The sequence below is a fragment of the Mesorhizobium sp. WSM3862 genome (genome assembly GCF_002294985.1).
Taxonomy (GTDB): domain Bacteria; phylum Pseudomonadota; class Alphaproteobacteria; order Rhizobiales; family Rhizobiaceae; genus Mesorhizobium.
On the sequence record NZ_NSGE01000002.1, the window covers coordinates 760,672 to 776,748 of the forward strand.

Consider the following 16,077-nt stretch of genomic DNA (forward strand, 5'->3'; position numbering starts at 1 on the left):
CTGATCTGATCTCTTCGCTATTCGGCCGCGCCCTGTTCGACCGCGTCCTGTTCGACCGCTTGGGTGATGCCGGCAATGAACCGCTTCGACGGCACGACATAGAACAGGGTACTCGGCAGCGCCGCCAGTGTCAGCCCGGTGAACAGCTAGTCGGCGGTGAATCCGACGAACACCGTCAGGCCCTGGGGCAGTTTCCTCAAATTGTCGAAGGTGATCAGCACCAGCGGGAAGAAACAGTCGTTCCAGATCGGGACGGCTTGACGAACATGCAAGAAAGGCAGGCGCCAATCGGCGCCCGCCTTGTCATTCTCAGGGTATCTTCATTCTCAGGGCAATGATTACGCGGCCACGGCGATCCCGTCCGCGTTAGCAGCCGCGGCAGCGATCGCATCCACCTTGGCGGTCGCCTTGGCAAGCGCGGCGGTAACCGCGTCGGCGCCCATGCCGACGCCTTCGACGCGGATCACTTCGACGTCCGTCATGCCCAGGAAGGCAAGCACGCCGCGCAGGTAGGGGATGGCGTGATCCATCTGCACCGCGGCACCCTCGGAATAGATGCCGCCCGAAGCAAGCACGATATAGACCTTCTTGCCGGCGACCAAGCCCTTCGGGCCATTCTCACCATAAGCAAAAGTCCTGCCCGAGCGTGCGACGTGGTCGATCCACGACTTCAACGTCGAGGAAATGTTGAAGTTGATGAAACCGGTGGCGAGGATAATCGTGTCAGCCGCGAACAGCTCGTCGAGCACCGCATCGGATACGCCGACCACCTCGGCCTGACGCGGGCTGCGTGCCTCGGCCGGGGTGTAGATGCCGGTGGCATAGTCAGGATCGATATGCGGCAGCGGATCGGCGACCAAGTCGCGCACGACAAGTGTGTTGGACGGATCGGCGGCGACCAGCTTCTGAGCAAGATCGGTGGCGACGCGGGTCGAGTGCGAGGCGGCGCCGCGCGGGCTGGAGGTAACAAGCAGTATGGACATGGCGGTGTCCCCTTTGGGTTGGATTGACTTTCCCGTCCAATATGGGGTTGCCGCTCTATCCGGAAAACTGGTATTATTTGCATAGTATCCATCGAGAATGTGGATTGATCATGCAGCCAAATCCGACGCTCGACCAATTGCAGATCCTGGTGGCGGTGGCCGACACCGGCAGCTTCTCGGCCGCGGGGCGCAAGCTAAACAGGGCGCAGTCGGTGGTGAGCTACGGCATCGCGAACCTGGAAGCGCAACTGGGCCTGAAACTGTTCGAGCGCGAAGGCCTGCGCGAGCCCCAACTGACCGATGTCGGAAAGGCCATGCTGGAGGACGCGCGGCGCATGATCGGCGTGCTGCAGCGCATCCGCTCGCGCGCCGACGGCTATAGGCAAGGGCTGGAGGCGGAAGTGAGCCTGTCGGTCGACGTGGCGCTGCCTTCGCCGGCGCTCGTGCGGGTGCTCAAGGCTTTCGAGGCCCAGTTCCCGGCGGTGATGCTGCGCCTCTATATCGGTTCGCTCGGCCTGATCGTCGATCAGGTCGTCAACGGCCAGTCGGACCTCGGCTTTGGCGGCCTGCAAGGCGATGCGGACGTCAATCTGCTGCGCATCGGCTTCATCTCGCTGGTGCCGGCTGCCGCACCCGACCACCCGCTGGCGAAACTGCCGAAGCCAATTGCGATCGAAGATCTGCGCGACCACATCCAGCTTGTCGTCTCCGACCAGTCGGAGCGGACGCGGGGCCGCGACTATGGCGTGTTTGCCTATCGCACCTGGCGGCTGACGGACGTGCGCACCAAGCACGCCCTGATGCGTGAGGGTCTCGGCTGGGGCGGGCTGCCGCGCTGGCTGATTGCCGACGACATCGCCAGCGGGCGGCTGGTCGAGCTCGATCTCGAGCCTTATCGCGAGGTGCGTGCGCCGATGTACGCGATGCACCGCAACGACCGGAGCCCCAAGCCGGCGGCGTCGTGGCTCATCGACGAGTTCAAGCGGCAGCTCGGCTGCTTCAACGAGCTGGAACCGGGCGTTTGGACGGAGGAGGAGCCGGAGACAAGCCGTCCATGAGCGCGATCAGCACGGCGCGATAATCCTCGACCGATGCGCCGGCCTCGATGGCCAAAGCCGCACGATCGAAGGCGGCGGCCAGCAGGGCGGTCAGCGCCTCGGCCGGCAGCTTGACCATCGAGCGCGCGCGCATGGCTTCGACCAGGCCTTCGCGCAGCGAGCGGTTGCCGTGGCGGTTGTCGATCTCGTCCATCGCCGCGCGGCCAAGCACGGCCGGTCCATCGAGGAGCAAAAGCCGCGTGCGGCCGGGCGCGCGCATCGCCGCGAGATAGGCGTCGGAGCCGGCGATCAAGGCATCACGGGCCGAGAGCGAGGCGGGCGAGGCGCGGTCGATCTCCGCTGCGACGGTCGCTGCCTCCTGATCGACGACCGCGGCGAACAACGCCTGCTTGTCGGCAAAATGATGATAGAGCGCCCCACGCGTCACGCCGGCGGCGGCCACGATCTCCGGCGTGCCCGTCTCCGTATAGGATTTTTCCGTGAACAATTTGCGCGCCGCGCGGATCAGATCGGCGCGCGTCGCCTCGGTGCGGTCGCGGTTGGAGCGGCGTCCAGACTCTTGTTGCATACATACAGCCTGTATGTTATTTGCATTTACATACAGACTGTATGTCGGATGGCAGGAGAAAGAAAGATGAAGACGACCAGCTATTATCCGGTGCTGATGACCGGCGACGTCGCCGCCACGGCCGCCTTTTATGTCGAGCATTTCCGCTTCAAGGCGCTGTTCGACAGCGACTGGTACGTCCATCTGCAGTCGGCCGAGGATCGCCGCGTCAATCTCGGCATCGTCGACGGGGACCATGAGACGATCCCTGAGGAGGGCCGGGGACGCACGTCCGGCCTGCTGATTAATTTCGAGGTCCGCGATCCCGACGCCGTCTATGAGCGCATCGTCGCCGCAGGCTTGCCGATCCTGCGCACCTTGCGCGACGAGCCCTTCGGCCAGCGCCATTTCATCACCAAGGATCCCAACGGCGTACTGATCGACGTGATCAAGCCTATTGCGCCGAGCGAAGAATTCCTGGCGCAATACGCCAATGGCGCGGCCGGGAGCTAGGCCAGTCAGCGGGTCTCAGTTCGTCCGCGCCACCGGCGTCACGGCGATCTGGCTGACGCCGGTGCGGCGCACGACGGTGCAGAGCGTCTCGCGACCGATACGTTCGGCGTCGAGCATGCGCACGAGATCATCGACGCCGGTGACCGGCCGGCCGTCGATAGCGGCGACGATGTCGCCTTCCTTCAGGCCAGCCCTCGCGGCGGGGCCGTTCTTCTCGACACTGCGCAGGCGCACGGCCGTGTTGGTCGTGACCTGCGAGAGAAGTGCGGCACGGCGCGGCAGGTTGGTCGTATCGGCAGAGACGCCGATGAAGGCGCGGCGCACGCGGCCGAAGCGGATGATCTCGGAAATGACGAAATTGGCGGTGTTGGAGGCGACCGCGAAGGCAATGCCTTGCGCGCCGTGGATCATGGCGGTGTTGACGCCGATGACTTCGCCGGCCGACGACACCAGCGGTCCGCCGGAATTGCCGGGGTTGAGCGCGGCATCGGTCTGAATGACGTCGTCGATCAGCCTGCCGGTCGAGGCGCGCATCGAGCGGCCGAGCGCCGAGACGACGCCGGCGGTGACGGTCCATTCGAAGCCGAGCGGATTGCCGATGGCGATCGCGATCTGGCCGCGCCTGAGGCGCTTGGAATCGCCGAGCGGGGCGACGTCGGCAAAGCTGCCGTCGGCGCGCACCAGCGCGATGTCGGTGTCGGGGTCGCGGCCAAGCACGCGCCCCTCGCGCGAAGCGCCATCCGGCATCGTGACCCGAACGTCGCGGGCGTCGCCGACGACGTGGAAATTGGTGACGACCAGCCCGTCCTGAGCGATCACGAAGCCCGAGCCATGGCCGCCGGCACCAATGCGCTCGATGCGGCAGACGGCCGGTCCGATTCGATCGACGGCGTCGGCGACCGTCGCCGAGTAGGCGTCGAGCAAGGCGTCATCGGATTGGAGTTTTTCGGCGGCGAAGGCCATGGGTGGGCTCCCGTGTGATCTGGCGCAAACGATGCCTATATGTGCGGAGCGGCAGCAATTGCCGCGACCTGACCACATGGCCAGTCAGGCACTCGACTAGCCGTCAGGCGAGTATCCGCGGCAGCGCCATGGAGCGATATCTGGGTCACAGAACCCAGGAGATCATCGATATGAGCAACTTCAACCTCAGTGCCTTTTCCGATGCCGTTGCCGATGTCGCGGCGGCCGCCGCGCCGGCGCTGGCAAGCTTCGCTACGCATCACCACCGCACCGCCAGCGCCTTCCACTGGCGCGACGGCTTCTTTGTTACCGCGGAGGAAGCGGTCGAAGCCGGAGAGGAGATCGAGCTGACGCTGGCCTCGGGCGAAACTGTGAAAGCCGAGCTTGCCGGCCGCGACCCTTCGACGGGCGTTGCCCTGCTGAAGCCGGCTTCCGCCGCCGCCGGTCTGCCGCAACTGGCTGAGGCCGCTGCCGTGCGCCCCGGCAATGTGGCGATCGCCGTCGGCAGTAGCGAAGGGGCAGCACTTGCGGTCTTTGGCACGGTCGGCGAGGTCGGGTCCGCCTGGCGCTCGATGCGCGGCGGCGCGATCGACCGCCGCATCAATCTGGCCATCAACACCGGCGGCCGCTTCGAGGGCGGTCCGGTGCTCGATGCCAAGGGCGGCCTGATCGGCATGCTCTTGTTCGGGCCGCGCCGGCGGGCGCTGGTCATGCCTTACGAGACGATCGAGCGGGCGGTCGCGACGCTGCGCCAGAAGGGACATGTCGCGCGCGGCTATCTCGGTGCCGGGCTGCACCCGATCCGCAACAGCGACACCCACGGCGCCATGGTGATGAGCCTCGACGACAGCGGCCCGGCGAAAGCCGCCGGCCTGCATGTCGGCGACATCATCGTCACCTGGAATGGCGAGGCCGTGCATGGGCCGCGCGAGCTTATCCGCAAGCTCGGGCCGGACAGCGCCGGCACCACCGTGACGCTCGGTATCTTGAGTGGCGGCGCTGAGCGCGATGTTTCGATCACCATCGGCGAAAAGCCGTTGAGCTGAGAGGGCCGATGGCAAGCAGCGCGATACAAACGATTGCTCGACTGGAGCCGGCAAGCAACCGGCTGACGGTGCTGATCGCGCTCGGCGACGCGGCGCGAGCCGAGCAACTGGTCGATGCGCTTGCGGCGAGCGAGGACCTGCTGCCGATCCTCGCCGGGAGCGGCATGGGTCAAACGGCGGATGTCGCCTTGGTCGATGAGGCTGCTTCGGAAAGCCGGGCCGTGAGCCCGGCAACGCCATGTGTGCTGCTGTCGCGCCGCGCCGGCCATGAAAGGCCGGGCGGCAATGTGTTTGCGACGCTGCCGGCGTCCGCCGACGGCCTGCTGATTGCCGCCGCCTTGCGCTTGGCGGCGACCGGCTATCGCATCGGCCGGGCAGGACCGTCAGATCTTGGTGCACATGGCGAGTTCCACGCGGGGGTGTCCGAGGACGAGACGCCCGACGACAACCAGCCCCGCGCGGCGTTGTCGCCGCGCGAGGCTGAAGTGCTCGCACTGCTGGCGGAAGGCGCGCCCAACAAGGTGATCGCCCGTCGGCTCAACATCTCCGTCCACACGGCGAAATTCCACGTCGCCGCGATCCTGATCAAGCTCGGCGCCGCCAACCGCACCGATGCGATCGCCATCGCGATGCGGCAAGGGCTGGTGCTGGTCTAGACCCTTTCAGCACGACGCTGCGTAACCTCGGTCCGGTGCCTTTGGCCTTGCGCCACGGCTGCCCGCCGCGCAAGTTGCCTCCCTGTTGCAGAGGGAGCCGAGACATGTCGCTCAAGGGAAAGACGCTGTTCATCTCGGGCGGATCGCGCGGGATTGGGTTGGCGATCGCGCTGCGCGCGGCGCGCGACGGCGCCAATATAACGATTGCGGCCAAAACCGCCGAGCCGCATCCGAAGCTGCCGGGCACGATCTACAGCGCGGCCGAAGAGATCGAGCAGGCCGGCGGCAAGGCGCTGCCGGTGCTTTGCGACATCCGCGACGAGGCTCAGGTCGGCGAGGCGGTGGCAAAGACCGTCGAGCGGTTCGGCGGCATCGACATCTGCGTCAACAATGCCAGCGCCATCCAGCTTACCGGCACGCTGGAGACCGACATGAGGCGCTACGATCTGATGCACCAGATCAACACGCGCGGCACGTTCCTGGTGTCCAAAATGTGCATTCCACACCTGAAGTTGGCAAAGAATCCTCACATCCTGAATCTGGCGCCGCCGCTCGACATGAAGGCCAAGTGGTTCAAGAACCACGTCGCCTACACGATGGCCAAGTTCGGCATGTCCATGTGCACGCTCGGCATGAGCGCCGAGTTCGCCAAAGACGGCATCGCCGTCAATTCGCTATGGCCGATCTCGACCATCGACACGGCCGCCGTGCGCAATCTCCTGGGTGGCGCCACGGTGGCTGCGATGAGCCGCTCGCCCGACATCATGGCCGATGCCGCGCGCGCGATCTTTCTGCGGCCGGCGCGCGAGGCGACCGGCAATTTCTACATCGACGAAGAGGTGCTGCGGGCAGAGGGCGTCACGGACTTTTCGGCCTATGCGCCAGGCGCGGCGGATCAGCTTGCCGGCGATTTTTTCGTGCCTGACGAGGTGTTCGCCAACTCGCCGACGAAGGTCAGAAGGATCTACTGAAAGCCCGCGGCCGCCTCATTCCGCGGCGCCCTTCCTGCCTTTCGACGGATTCGACGCGAGTTCGAGACGCTTCCTGAGATGTTCCGGGGCGGTTTCGCCCTGATCTACGCAATTCCGAAAACCGCTGCGCATTCTCCTGGAATTGCTCTGTGGGGTTCCACCGTATTGCCGGCAGGTGGACTTATTTTCAAGATAAAGCCCCGCCGGAGAGGGGCGCCGGCGGGGCTCATGTGTCCCGCTGGAGTCGGGACAGGGCAGGGAACGCCCTGACTGGAATCTGGGTGCCGCAATGCGGCGATTCAATGAGCACGGCGGGATGAGCGGGACAATTCTTCTTGAATTTCAAGAGAAAGGGCCCGTCCGGATCCGGACGGGCCCAATCTTGTCGCGCTGATTCCGAAAATCGGCTCAGGACCTTGAAGTCATTGCTCGTTGCTCGCCACAGGCGCCACCAGCGAGGTGATGCGGCGGATGGCGACACGACGGTTCTCGCGATTCGGGCTAGACGTATTCACCTTGAGATATTCCTCGCCATAGCCCTGTGTCGTGAGGTTCTCGGCCGGGACGCCGAAAGCGTTGGTCAACGCTTCGGCGACCGCCTCGGCACGCCGATCCGACAGTGCGAGGTTCGCGTCAGGCGTACCGACGGCGTCGGTGTGGCCCTCGATCAGGAAGGTCTCGGCCGGGTTCTTCTTGAGAAGTTTGTCCATGGCGGTGGCCACGCCTTCGAGCTTCTGCACTTCGGTGTCGGAAAGAGTCGCCGAGCCGAAATCGAAGTTGAGCGTGTCGAGGTCGATACGCCGGGCGATGTCGCGCACGCGGGCCGAGCGCTTGACCTCGTCGATCGAGTAGAGACGCTGCACCCTCTCCACCGGCGGCTGCTCGAGGAAGGTGTAATACTCGTCCGGATCCTCGACTTCTTCCGAATCCAGGATGTAGTCCCGACGCGATATGTCGAGACGCATCGGCGGCAGGTCGTCGCCTGGATCGCGCCAGTCGTCGACATCCTGGTAATAGCGCTCGTCGACATAGCTCAGCACATATTCGCGCCCGTCAGGCGCGATGCGCGAACGCTGGACAATGTCGCCATTGCGGTTGCGGATGGTGACGATCTTGACGCCATTCTCGCGCTCCACGGTCTCGCGGGTGCGGCCGCGCGGCAGATCCTCGTAATAGACGTCCCTGGCGCCACGGGTGATGCGAGGAGCCTCGTTGCTTTCCACGAAAGTCTGGTTGTTGAACTGGAGGATCACGCGGTCGCCGAACTGCTTCACCACATCCGCGCCCTGGGGCCGGCGGCGCTCGCGGACCACCTGCTCGGGCGTAAGCTCGATCCGCTTGCCCTTTTCCTCGGTGACCGGAACAAGCTTCTCAGGCTTGATCGCCTGCTGGGCCGCCTTGTCGTCGGTGGGCGGCGGCCCCTGATCGATCGCGGCAGGCCGCTGCTCGGCCTGATTGCCGCCCTGCTGTCCAGCCTGGTTGCCGCCTTGCTCGACACCGGCCTGGCCATTCTCGTTCTGGCCGGCCGGCTGGCGGCCCTTGCGCTTGCGAACGACATCCTTCTGGCTGTCGAGGATGGGAGCCTCGTTCGCGTTGGCAGGGGTCTCGCCCTGTGCGGCAGCGCCGGCGTTCGCGCCGCCTTCAGCCGGCTGCTCACCGGTAGCGGGCTGGGTGGTTGCCTGGCCTTCGCTGGAGGGCTGCTTGGTCGAAGGTTGCTCTCCCGTCACCGCCTGACCGGTGCCGGGCTGCTCGCCGACCGTCTTTCTACGCTTGGTCTTGTCCAGAGGCTGTTCGCCTTCGGCCGGTGCTGCTTGCTGATTGTTCTGCTGCGGCTCGGCCTGCTGTGCCTCGCCGGCAGGAGCTTCGGTCTTCGGCGCCTGCTCGGCCGGTGCGGTCTCGGTTTGCTGCTGATCCCGTTTCTTCCTGCGCAGCTTGTCCTGCGGCGTGTTGTCGTTGGCGGGCGCCGCCTGTTCGGCAGGCTGCTCGGCCGGTGCGGTTTCGGTTTGCTGCTGCTGGCGCTTCTTCCTGAGCGGCTGCTGTTCGTCGCTCGCCGGCGCCGCCTGTTCGGCGGGCTGCTCTGCCGGCGCCGTTTCGGTTTGCTGCTGCTGGCGCTTCTTCCTGCGCGGCTGCTGTTCGTCGCTCGCCGGCGCGGCCTGTTCGGCCGGCTGCTCGGCCGGTGCGGTTTCGGTCTGCTGCTGGCGCTTCTTCTTGCGCGGCTGCTGCTCGTCGGTCGCAGCCTGTCCGCCCTGATCGGCAGGGGCTGCCTCGATCTGCTGCTGTTGATCGCGTTTCTTGCGCGGTTTGAGCTGTTGCTCCGCCGGGGCCGCCTCTTCCGCCTGGCCGGACTGCTGCTGGTCCTGCCGCTTCCGGCGCGGCTTCTGCTCGGGCTCGGCGGACTGTTCGGCCGGCGCCGATTCCGTCTGCTGCTCGCGCTTCTTTTTCCTCGGCTGCTCGGCTTGCCCCTGCTGGCCTTGCGCACATTCCTCAGCCGATTGGCCTTCGGCGCAGTTCGACTGCGCTAGGATAAACGGCGTCCCCCGCGAAGGGCCGAGATCGGCCTGCAGCGGATACGCGCCCAACGGCGCGGATGCCATTAGCAGGCCGATTGCCGTACCTGCCAGAATCCGTGGTTGGCGTTTCATATCGATTTTCTCCTACTGGGGTCCCATCCCTGCCCAAACTGTCAACAGCATCAATTGGTTCCGCCGGGCATTGTTGTCAGCCAAGGATGCCCGGCCGGCCTTTTGAAGGCAATTTCGTGTTTTTCTAATGTTGATACTGGGTCACTGTGACAGCAGTGCTTGACCGACAGGTCCCGGAGGGCCAAATCCAGCCGCATGAATGCGCCATTTTGGAAAACCAAGACGCTCGAGGCCATGACGCCGGCCGAATGGGAATCACTCTGTGACGGCTGCGGCAAATGCTGCCTGTCCAAGCTCGAGGACGAGGATACCGGCGAAATCTATTGGACGAGCGTCGGCTGCCGACTGTTCGACGCCGAAAAATGCCTTTGTTCGGATTATGCCAACCGGCTGGCGCGTGTGCCCGATTGCGTCGGGCTGACACCGCAGAATGTGCGCACCATCACCTGGCTGCCCAAGACATGCGCCTACCGGCTCATCGCCGAGGGACACGACCTCTATTGGTGGCACAAGCTGGTTTCGGGAAGCGCGGAGACTGTGCATGAGGCCGGGATCTCGATCCGCGGCCGGGTGAAGGCCAAGGAAACGGATCTCGCCGAACCGGACGACTATTTTGATTATGTGCTTGATGACGAACCCTGACGGATCCCGCATCTTGATGAGGAACCCTGACGGGTCCGCATCTTGATGACGATGACGAACCCTGACGGGTTCGCATCTTGATGACGAAGCCTGGCGGGTTCGCATCTGAAACTCGAGGGAACTGGGGCCGCGGTGACGCGTTCCCCGCGTCAGATTTGGAAGTGCATTCGGGTGAGGGGTTTTGCCTTTCTTCCACATGAACCGGACATGAACGGCCGGTTCGTACAAAGTTCAGACACAAAAAGGCATTTTGTAATCATTGGTTCGCCAATCATCCGTTCAAGGGCGAGAGGCCCGCAACAAGGAGAGAGACAATGTTCAACCAGATCAAGACGGCAGCCCTTTCGGCCCTTGTCGGGCTTGGCACGCTCGGCGCCATCCCGGCGGCGCATGCGGACAGCCTCTATCTCGGCTTCGGCAACAATCACGATCCGCGCTTCGGCGTCTACACCGGCGATGATGGCTATTACCGCCGCGATCGCGACTGGCGCCGCCGCGGCTGCTCGCCGGACCGCGCGCTCGACAAGGCCGAGCGTATGGGCCTGCACCGCGTCCGCATCGTCGACATCAGCCGGCGAACGGTGAAGGTGGCCGGCCGTCAGTATGGCGACCGCGTGGTGGTGGTCTTCGCCAACGAGCGTGGCTGCCCGATCATCTATCGCTGAGGCTTTTCTGGAGCCTGCGAGGACCGGTTGGGCATGATCCTCTGCAGGACCAGCTGACCTTCTGCGAGGTCGGGAGCAGGATGACTCTCGCCGACGTCACCTGTGAGTAGCGGAGCCCCTTCGGCCAGTGCTGAAGCGCGGCTCAGATAAACCCCGGAGGATCGGTCCTCCGGGGTTTTGTTTTTGTCGGATTACCAAAGCGGCGGGCAAGCTATTTCAGCTCGAACGTGACGGTCACCTGGACGGTGTAGGAATTCTCGCCGGCCTGCACCGGCACGGCGGCGCGGGCGGCATCGAAAGCCTTGGCGTTCAGCGGCATCGGCGCCGGCGCGACGTTCTGGTCGGTGATCTCGATCACCTTGCCAAGGTTGACGCCGGCGGCCGCGGCGAGCGTCTTGGCCTTGGCGAGCGCGTCGGCAACCGCCTTCTTGCGCGCCTCGGTGATGGTGGCCTTCGGATCATCATTGGTGAAGGCGATGCCGCCGCCCTGGTTGACCCCGAGCGACACCGCTTTGTCGAGGATGTCGCCGGTCTTGTCGACGTTGCGCACGCGCACCGACAGCGTGTTCGTCACCTGGTAGGCAACGAGCTCGGCTTCCTGGCTGCCGTCCGCCTTGTTGGTGTAATTGTAGCGCGGATTGATCTGGATGCCGGCTGTCTGCAGGTCGCGATCGGCAATTCCGGCCGATTTCATCGCCGCGATCACGGCCGCCATGGCATCATTGTTGGCATCAAGCGCGGCGCGCGCGGTCTTTGCCTCACGCATGACGCTGAGCGTCAGGATCGCCATGTCCGGCGCGACAGTCGCTTCGCCTTCGCCCGAGACGACAATGCGCGGAGGCGGCTGGGTGTCGGCGGCGCTTGCCAGCGCCGGAAACGCGATCGCGGCAGCGAGCGCGACAGGCAAAAGATACTTGGTCATGAAAACTCCTCGAAATCTGCGATCCGGTATCACCTCTGCCCAGACTCGAAAAAGGCATCGATTCCCGGCGTTGCGGGCAGTCCGGACCAGTTCACGCGCCTGATGGGCGCGCACGCCGCTGTACGAAGCGAATATGAGCTGATTTTGGCATTTGCCGCCAGCGCTTTCGAAAGCCTTGTGCCGGGCGGCGAAAAACACTAAGCCAGCCCGCGTGGGGCCTGTAGCTCAATGGTTAGAGCCGGCGGCTCATAACCGCTTGGTTGGGGGTTCGAGTCCCTCAGCAACTAACATAATGGTTATTTGCCAATAGGTTGCGAAGCGGTTCGCCAAAATTGATTCAAGAAGTAAATCCGTTTTGCTTTTGGTGGAGAGGAGCAGCCCGCGGTTCCGAACACTGGCTACATCGAAGGCCTAGGCGTGCCATGGGAGGTCATTTATTGGCGCGGACCAAAACCTGTATACGGTCGTAGCGGCACGATGGATACCGTTTCCTGCATGCCGCTTTGAAACAAGGGAAGGGCATTGAGAGCCGACCGAACATCTTCTAGCTCTTCGCCCTCCATGAGGAGACAGGCGCCTCCCATATCGCCGCGATTCCAGATTTGCCGTACGACGCCCGCCATGAATAGCCGCCGAACGCCTTCAGCTTCGCCCTCCAGCCTCTCGGGTGTGTAGTGCGCGTCGTCGAAGCTTTCTGTCCGCCGACGTGTCAAGGCCATGTACTGCATGACTCGTTTCTCCTGTTGCGTGGAGGCCTTCCTGGTTCGTTGTAAGCGCTCGACTGTTTCGGCATGGCCATATTTCTCTTCTCCTGGCGGCGCGGCCATACGTGCGACGATCTGTGCTAAAGACGGCTGACGGGGGTGCGCGTGCCTTGTGCATCTGGGGAAGGCTGAACGTAGCCGCCCTGTGACGGTCCTAGCGGCGGCGCAGGTGAACTTGCCGCAGTGGCCATCGACAATATCCACGCGCGAAAGGCCGATATCTTGAAGCTGGGCGTCCGTGAGTTCCATCAGCGTGCGATGGCTTCGCTGTCTTTCCAGTTTCTCCTTGAAGAAGCTGAATATTGCCGAAAGGCGCGTCAATCGCATCCACTGGAGTTCCCCTTGCACCGCGCGGGAAGCAATTGCGCTGCATACGCCATACCGGATTGGCCGAACTTCTCCTGCGTTCGCCTCGGTTCTCAGCGGCGGGTTGCTTGTTCGTGCCCGCCTGAAAGCGACTACGTTGTTGAAGTTTGCATCCATCATATTTCTCCTTTCCGCCACTCGCCAATCGGGTGTCGAAACGACGGACGATCCCGCCGCTTTGAGTTTCGAACCACCAAGCGCGGTGTTCAGTGGTTGCCGAAGAGATCCCGCCGCCGCTCGACCGTCGGATCCTGAGAGGTGGCTGCGTTGGCGCCGGGATTGAGCAGTGCGTAGCCGGCGTCGTGCCGGATCGAGGAGGTGTGGGCGTTGTCGACCTGCGCCTTCGCGATCGCGTTGATATCAGAACCGCCGACATTCGGGTTTTCGGCGAACGCGCTGCCGCTGACGGCTAATAGCGCGGCGGTGTAAAGAGCGATCTTTTTCATGGAAGTCTCCTAAGGTTGAGTTGTGGCCCTGGCTCACGAACAGGTTCTCGCCCGTTCGCGAAGACGGTGCATCTTCGGCTGGCTCGTGATAATCGTCGGAGATTGGGAAAGATCATCCGGCGCGAGCGGATAATGTGCTCACGGTCAGTCCCGATCCAGAATGCTAGTGCCCAAAGCGACGTCTCTTGGTGCCGACCGGCTTTGTCAGATGCTCTAGTAGATCCCGCGCGGGCGCCGTCAATTCCTCATCATTGCGCACACAGAGTGACAGCCGACGTCTAGTCCATTCATCGGAAAGGGGAACGAACGCGATGCCTGCCGGCTTGGCGCAGCGGCGCGCTGCTGTTTCAGGCACGATGCCGAGACCAACGCCAGCCGCCGCCATCTGGCAGATGCCTTCGAAGGTGCGCATGCGCACCCGCGTCTTCAGCCTGACGCCTATCCTTGCCGCATGGGCATCGATGTGATCCTGCAGTGCACCACCCGCCAAGCCAACAAAGTGCTGATCGAGGATATCGGCGAAGGCGACGCGCTTCTGCGCTGCCAAATCGTGATCGCGCCAGAGCACGACTACCAGGCGGTCGATGGCGAAGGGACGCAGTTGCAGGTCGGCGGTGTCGACCGCGGACGAAAGGATGCCGATCTCAGCCAGCCCGGCCGCGACGGCCCTCACTATCTCGAAGCTTTGTCGTTCTTTAAGCTCGATATCGATTGATGGGTGCGCGGCCATCCATGATGCCAGCCGTTCCGGCAGAAATTCGGTGAAGGTGGCGGTGTTCACGCAAAGCCGGATGGTCGAACGCAAGGCGCTAGCGTGCTTGCCGAGTTCGCCGCGCATGTCCGCCATCTGACGCTGAATGACGCGGGCGTGATGTGCCAGCGCTTCACCGGCTGGCGTCGGCAACACGCCGCGGCGGCCGCGCTCAAGGAGCTTGACCCCGCCGGCGGCTTCCATGTCGCGCAGACGCTCGCTGGCCGCGGACAACGAGAGCCCGACTTCCGCCGCGCCGTGAGTAATGCTGGCCGCGTCCACGACGGCCAGGAACAGGCGAAGGTCTGTCAGATCGAAACGCACGGTTGGGAAGGTATCCGCTAGCCAGCCTTCGGACCAGCCGAAGCCTGACAACGGATCATCCGCATTGTGTCTAACGCCAAATGCGTTACGCCAACGCCATGCACCATTCCACGTTGCTCGTCGTCGCGGCAACCGCGACCTTCTTCCTCGCCGGCACTGTAAAGGGTGCGACCGGCATGGGACTACCTACGGTTTCCATGGCGGTGCTCGGTTCGCTAACGTCGCCGCTGAGCGCGGCCAACCTGCTGATCGCTCCTTCGTTCGTGACCAATGTCTGGCAGCTTCTGGCGGGCCGAAGCATCGGTGTCCTTTCACGCAGGCTCTGGCCCATGATGCTGGCGGTGGCCGCAGGAACGATTGCCGGATCATCATTGCTAGCCAGCGGCAGCGCCGCCGTCACGACGAGCGCGCTGGGAGGAGCCCTTGTGCTCTACACCGGTTACACCCTCGTCTCTCGTCAGCTTCGCGTGCCGACGAGGCTGGAACCCTGGCTTTCGCCTGTCATCGGCGTCGCGACCGGCGTGGTTACCGGAGGCACCGGGGTACTGGTCATCCCCGCCGTTCCCTATCTTCACGCGCTCGATCTCGATAAGGACGATCTCGTGCAGGCGCTTGGCCTTTCCTTCACCATTTCCACTATTGCCCTGGCGGCCGGCCTTGCATGGCGGGGTGCCTTCCGGATCGACGAATTTGTTGCATCTGGGCTTGCCATCATCCCGGCGCTCGCCGGCATGTGGGCCGGTCAGATGATCAGAAGGCGCATCAGCGCCCAAGTCTTCCGGCGCTGGTTCTTGATCCTTCTCTTTCTCCTCGGCACGGAAATGCTGGCGAGGCCATTCCTGTGAGTTCCTTTCCGTCGCCCACGCTTCAGTAGGTCATCTCCATCCATCTGCGGTGATCCGCAAAGCGCTCGGCCAGGAGATCGATGAAGCTTCTGACCTTGGCCGACACATGGTGACGATGCGGATAGATCGCGTTGATCGCGAACTCGACCCCTGAATAGTTCTCCAGCACACGGATGAGGCGGCCTGAACTAAGGTCGTCGGCCACGATAAAGGGCGGCGGTATGAACAGGCCGCGACCGTCGATGGCGAGGCGCCTGAGCGTTTCCTGGCTGTTGGTGATCAGGTTGCCACTGATCCGGACAAACGCGGGTTCGCCGTCTGGACCTTCGAAACGCCACTCGTCACCGAAAGGGTAAGAGGCATGGCGCATGCAGTTGTAACGCACAAGATCACCGGGATGAAGCGGCGTCCCATGACGTTCGAAATAGGCAGGCGAGCCGCAGACGATGTTGCGCCACGAGGTCAGTCGCCGCACGATCAGGCTCGAATCAGGAAGTGGCAGCGAACGCATGGCTAGGTCGAAGCCTTCCTCCACCATGTCGACCATCCTTTCGCCGACGGTCAGATCGACCGAAACGGTCGGATAAAGGTCAACGAACTCTGAAATAATCGGTGCCAGGAAACGGACGACGCTCATGCTGGAGTGAAGACGAAGCTTGCCTTGTGGCGTTGCCTGGAGCGCCCTGGCGATGCGATCCGCCTCGTCGAGGTCGGCGAGGATCTGCGAGGAACGCTGGTAGTAAGCTTGGCCGATCTCGGTCAGACTTACCTTGCGGGTCGTGCGATTGAGAAGTCGAACGTCTAGCCGGTCTTCCAGCGCCTGGACGTGGTTGCTGACCATCGTGGTCGACATGTTGAGGCGTCTGGCTGCCGCGGAAAATCCGCCGCATTCCACAACACGGCCAAACACGATCAAGCTTGTGAGTCTGTCCATCGCGGCGATTGTCCCTTGCCAATGGATGATCCTTCCATT

18 protein-coding genes and 1 tRNA gene are annotated in these 16,077 nt (G+C 63.6%); 9 read left to right on the forward strand and 10 right to left on the reverse strand.

Annotation, left to right across the window (positions count from 1 at the left end; all coding sequences use genetic code 11):
• Positions 1 to 146: 146 nt before the first annotated feature.
• A complete protein-coding gene (locus CK224_RS32325) occupies positions 147 to 272 on the reverse strand; it encodes a hypothetical protein (protein WP_280940543.1) in 126 nt (41 codons plus the stop codon).
• A gap of 66 nt (positions 273 to 338) precedes the next feature.
• Complete coding sequence (locus CK224_RS07980; protein WP_066994627.1) at positions 339 to 983, reverse strand: FMN-dependent NADH-azoreductase; 645 nt, start codon at positions 981 to 983, stop codon at positions 339 to 341.
• A gap of 110 nt (positions 984 to 1,093) precedes the next feature.
• Between CK224_RS07980 and CK224_RS07985 the strand changes: the two genes are divergently transcribed.
• Positions 1,094 to 2,041 (forward strand): LysR family transcriptional regulator, encoded by a 948-nt coding sequence (locus CK224_RS07985; RefSeq protein WP_066994956.1) that lies wholly within the window; start codon positions 1,094 to 1,096, stop codon positions 2,039 to 2,041.
• Here the strand turns inward: CK224_RS07985 and CK224_RS07990 are convergent.
• Positions 1,983 to 2,609 carry a TetR/AcrR family transcriptional regulator gene (locus CK224_RS07990; RefSeq protein ID WP_095781346.1) on the reverse strand — a complete coding sequence of 209 codons (627 nt, stop codon included), beginning with the start codon at positions 2,607 to 2,609 and terminating at the stop codon, positions 1,983 to 1,985. The genes CK224_RS07985 and CK224_RS07990 overlap by 59 nt on opposite strands.
• A 66-nt stretch (positions 2,610 to 2,675) precedes the next feature.
• Here CK224_RS07990 and CK224_RS07995 point away from each other — a divergent pair, with 66 nt between their 5' ends.
• The gene (locus CK224_RS07995; RefSeq protein ID WP_095781347.1) at positions 2,676 to 3,101 is read left to right on the forward strand and encodes a VOC family protein; all 426 of its coding nucleotides are present in this window, start codon (positions 2,676 to 2,678) and stop codon (positions 3,099 to 3,101) included.
• A gap of 15 nt (positions 3,102 to 3,116) precedes the next feature.
• On the opposite strand, the gene CK224_RS08000 is transcribed toward CK224_RS07995, so the two are convergent.
• Entirely contained in the window at positions 3,117 to 4,064 is a 948-nt protein-coding gene (locus tag CK224_RS08000) for a trypsin-like peptidase domain-containing protein (protein ID WP_095781348.1), read from the reverse strand.
• A gap of 170 nt (positions 4,065 to 4,234) precedes the next feature.
• Between CK224_RS08000 and CK224_RS08005 the strand changes: the two genes are divergently transcribed.
• The 3 genes from CK224_RS08005 to CK224_RS08015 all read left to right on the forward strand — a co-directional run bounded on the left by CK224_RS08005 (position 4,235) and on the right by CK224_RS08015 (position 6,737).
• Positions 4,235 to 5,110 carry a S1C family serine protease gene (locus CK224_RS08005; RefSeq protein ID WP_095781349.1) on the forward strand — a complete coding sequence of 292 codons (876 nt, stop codon included), beginning with the start codon at positions 4,235 to 4,237 and terminating at the stop codon, positions 5,108 to 5,110.
• A gap of 8 nt (positions 5,111 to 5,118) precedes the next feature.
• A complete protein-coding gene (locus CK224_RS08010) occupies positions 5,119 to 5,766 on the forward strand; it encodes a helix-turn-helix transcriptional regulator (RefSeq protein ID WP_095781350.1) in 648 nt (215 codons plus the stop codon).
• 104 nt (positions 5,767 to 5,870) lie between these two features.
• Positions 5,871 to 6,737: an NAD(P)-dependent oxidoreductase gene (locus CK224_RS08015; protein WP_095781351.1), complete on the forward strand. Its 867-nt coding sequence runs from the start codon at positions 5,871 to 5,873 to the stop codon at positions 6,735 to 6,737.
• 422 nt (positions 6,738 to 7,159) lie between these two features.
• Here CK224_RS08015 and CK224_RS08020 read toward each other — a convergent pair whose 3' ends face one another.
• Positions 7,160 to 9,379, reverse strand: a complete 2,220-nt coding sequence (locus CK224_RS08020; RefSeq protein WP_095781352.1) for an OmpA family protein — start codon at positions 9,377 to 9,379, stop codon at positions 7,160 to 7,162.
• Between the two features lie 195 nt (positions 9,380 to 9,574).
• Here CK224_RS08020 and CK224_RS08025 point away from each other — a divergent pair, with 195 nt between their 5' ends.
• Both CK224_RS08025 and CK224_RS08030 read left to right on the forward strand, forming a co-directional pair.
• Positions 9,575 to 10,021, forward strand: coding sequence for a YcgN family cysteine cluster protein (locus tag CK224_RS08025; RefSeq protein WP_066994651.1), 447 nt, complete (start codon positions 9,575 to 9,577; stop codon positions 10,019 to 10,021).
• A gap of 314 nt (positions 10,022 to 10,335) precedes the next feature.
• Positions 10,336 to 10,686, forward strand: coding sequence for a hypothetical protein (locus CK224_RS08030; protein WP_095779689.1), 351 nt, complete (start codon positions 10,336 to 10,338; stop codon positions 10,684 to 10,686).
• A 211-nt stretch (positions 10,687 to 10,897) separates the two neighbouring features.
• Here CK224_RS08030 and CK224_RS08035 read toward each other — a convergent pair whose 3' ends face one another.
• Positions 10,898 to 11,608, reverse strand: coding sequence for an SIMPL domain-containing protein (locus tag CK224_RS08035; RefSeq protein WP_095781353.1), 711 nt, complete (start codon positions 11,606 to 11,608; stop codon positions 10,898 to 10,900).
• A gap of 222 nt (positions 11,609 to 11,830) precedes the next feature.
• On the opposite strand from CK224_RS08035, the gene CK224_RS08040 reads away from it, so the two are divergent.
• Positions 11,831 to 11,892: transfer RNA gene (locus tag CK224_RS08040), tRNA-Ile, on the forward strand.
• Positions 11,893 to 12,042: 150 nt separating this feature from the next.
• On the opposite strand, the gene CK224_RS08045 is transcribed toward CK224_RS08040, so the two are convergent.
• From CK224_RS08045 to CK224_RS08055, 3 genes are all read right to left on the reverse strand, one after another.
• Positions 12,043 to 12,855, reverse strand: a complete 813-nt coding sequence (locus CK224_RS08045; RefSeq protein ID WP_176477873.1) for a DUF1127 domain-containing protein — start codon at positions 12,853 to 12,855, stop codon at positions 12,043 to 12,045.
• Between the two features lie 89 nt (positions 12,856 to 12,944).
• Entirely contained in the window at positions 12,945 to 13,184 is a 240-nt protein-coding gene (locus CK224_RS08050) for a DUF680 domain-containing protein (protein ID WP_095781355.1), read from the reverse strand.
• A 163-nt stretch (positions 13,185 to 13,347) separates the two neighbouring features.
• Complete coding sequence (locus CK224_RS08055; protein WP_095781468.1) at positions 13,348 to 14,259, reverse strand: LysR family transcriptional regulator; 912 nt, start codon at positions 14,257 to 14,259, stop codon at positions 13,348 to 13,350.
• A gap of 80 nt (positions 14,260 to 14,339) precedes the next feature.
• Here CK224_RS08055 and CK224_RS08060 point away from each other — a divergent pair, with 80 nt between their 5' ends.
• A complete protein-coding gene (locus tag CK224_RS08060) occupies positions 14,340 to 15,104 on the forward strand; it encodes a sulfite exporter TauE/SafE family protein (protein WP_245425768.1) in 765 nt (254 codons plus the stop codon).
• 22 nt (positions 15,105 to 15,126) lie between these two features.
• Here the strand turns inward: CK224_RS08060 and CK224_RS08065 are convergent, their stop codons facing one another.
• Positions 15,127 to 16,038, reverse strand: coding sequence for a LysR family transcriptional regulator (locus CK224_RS08065; RefSeq protein ID WP_095781470.1), 912 nt, complete (start codon positions 16,036 to 16,038; stop codon positions 15,127 to 15,129).
• Positions 16,039 to 16,077: the final 39 nt, after the last annotated feature.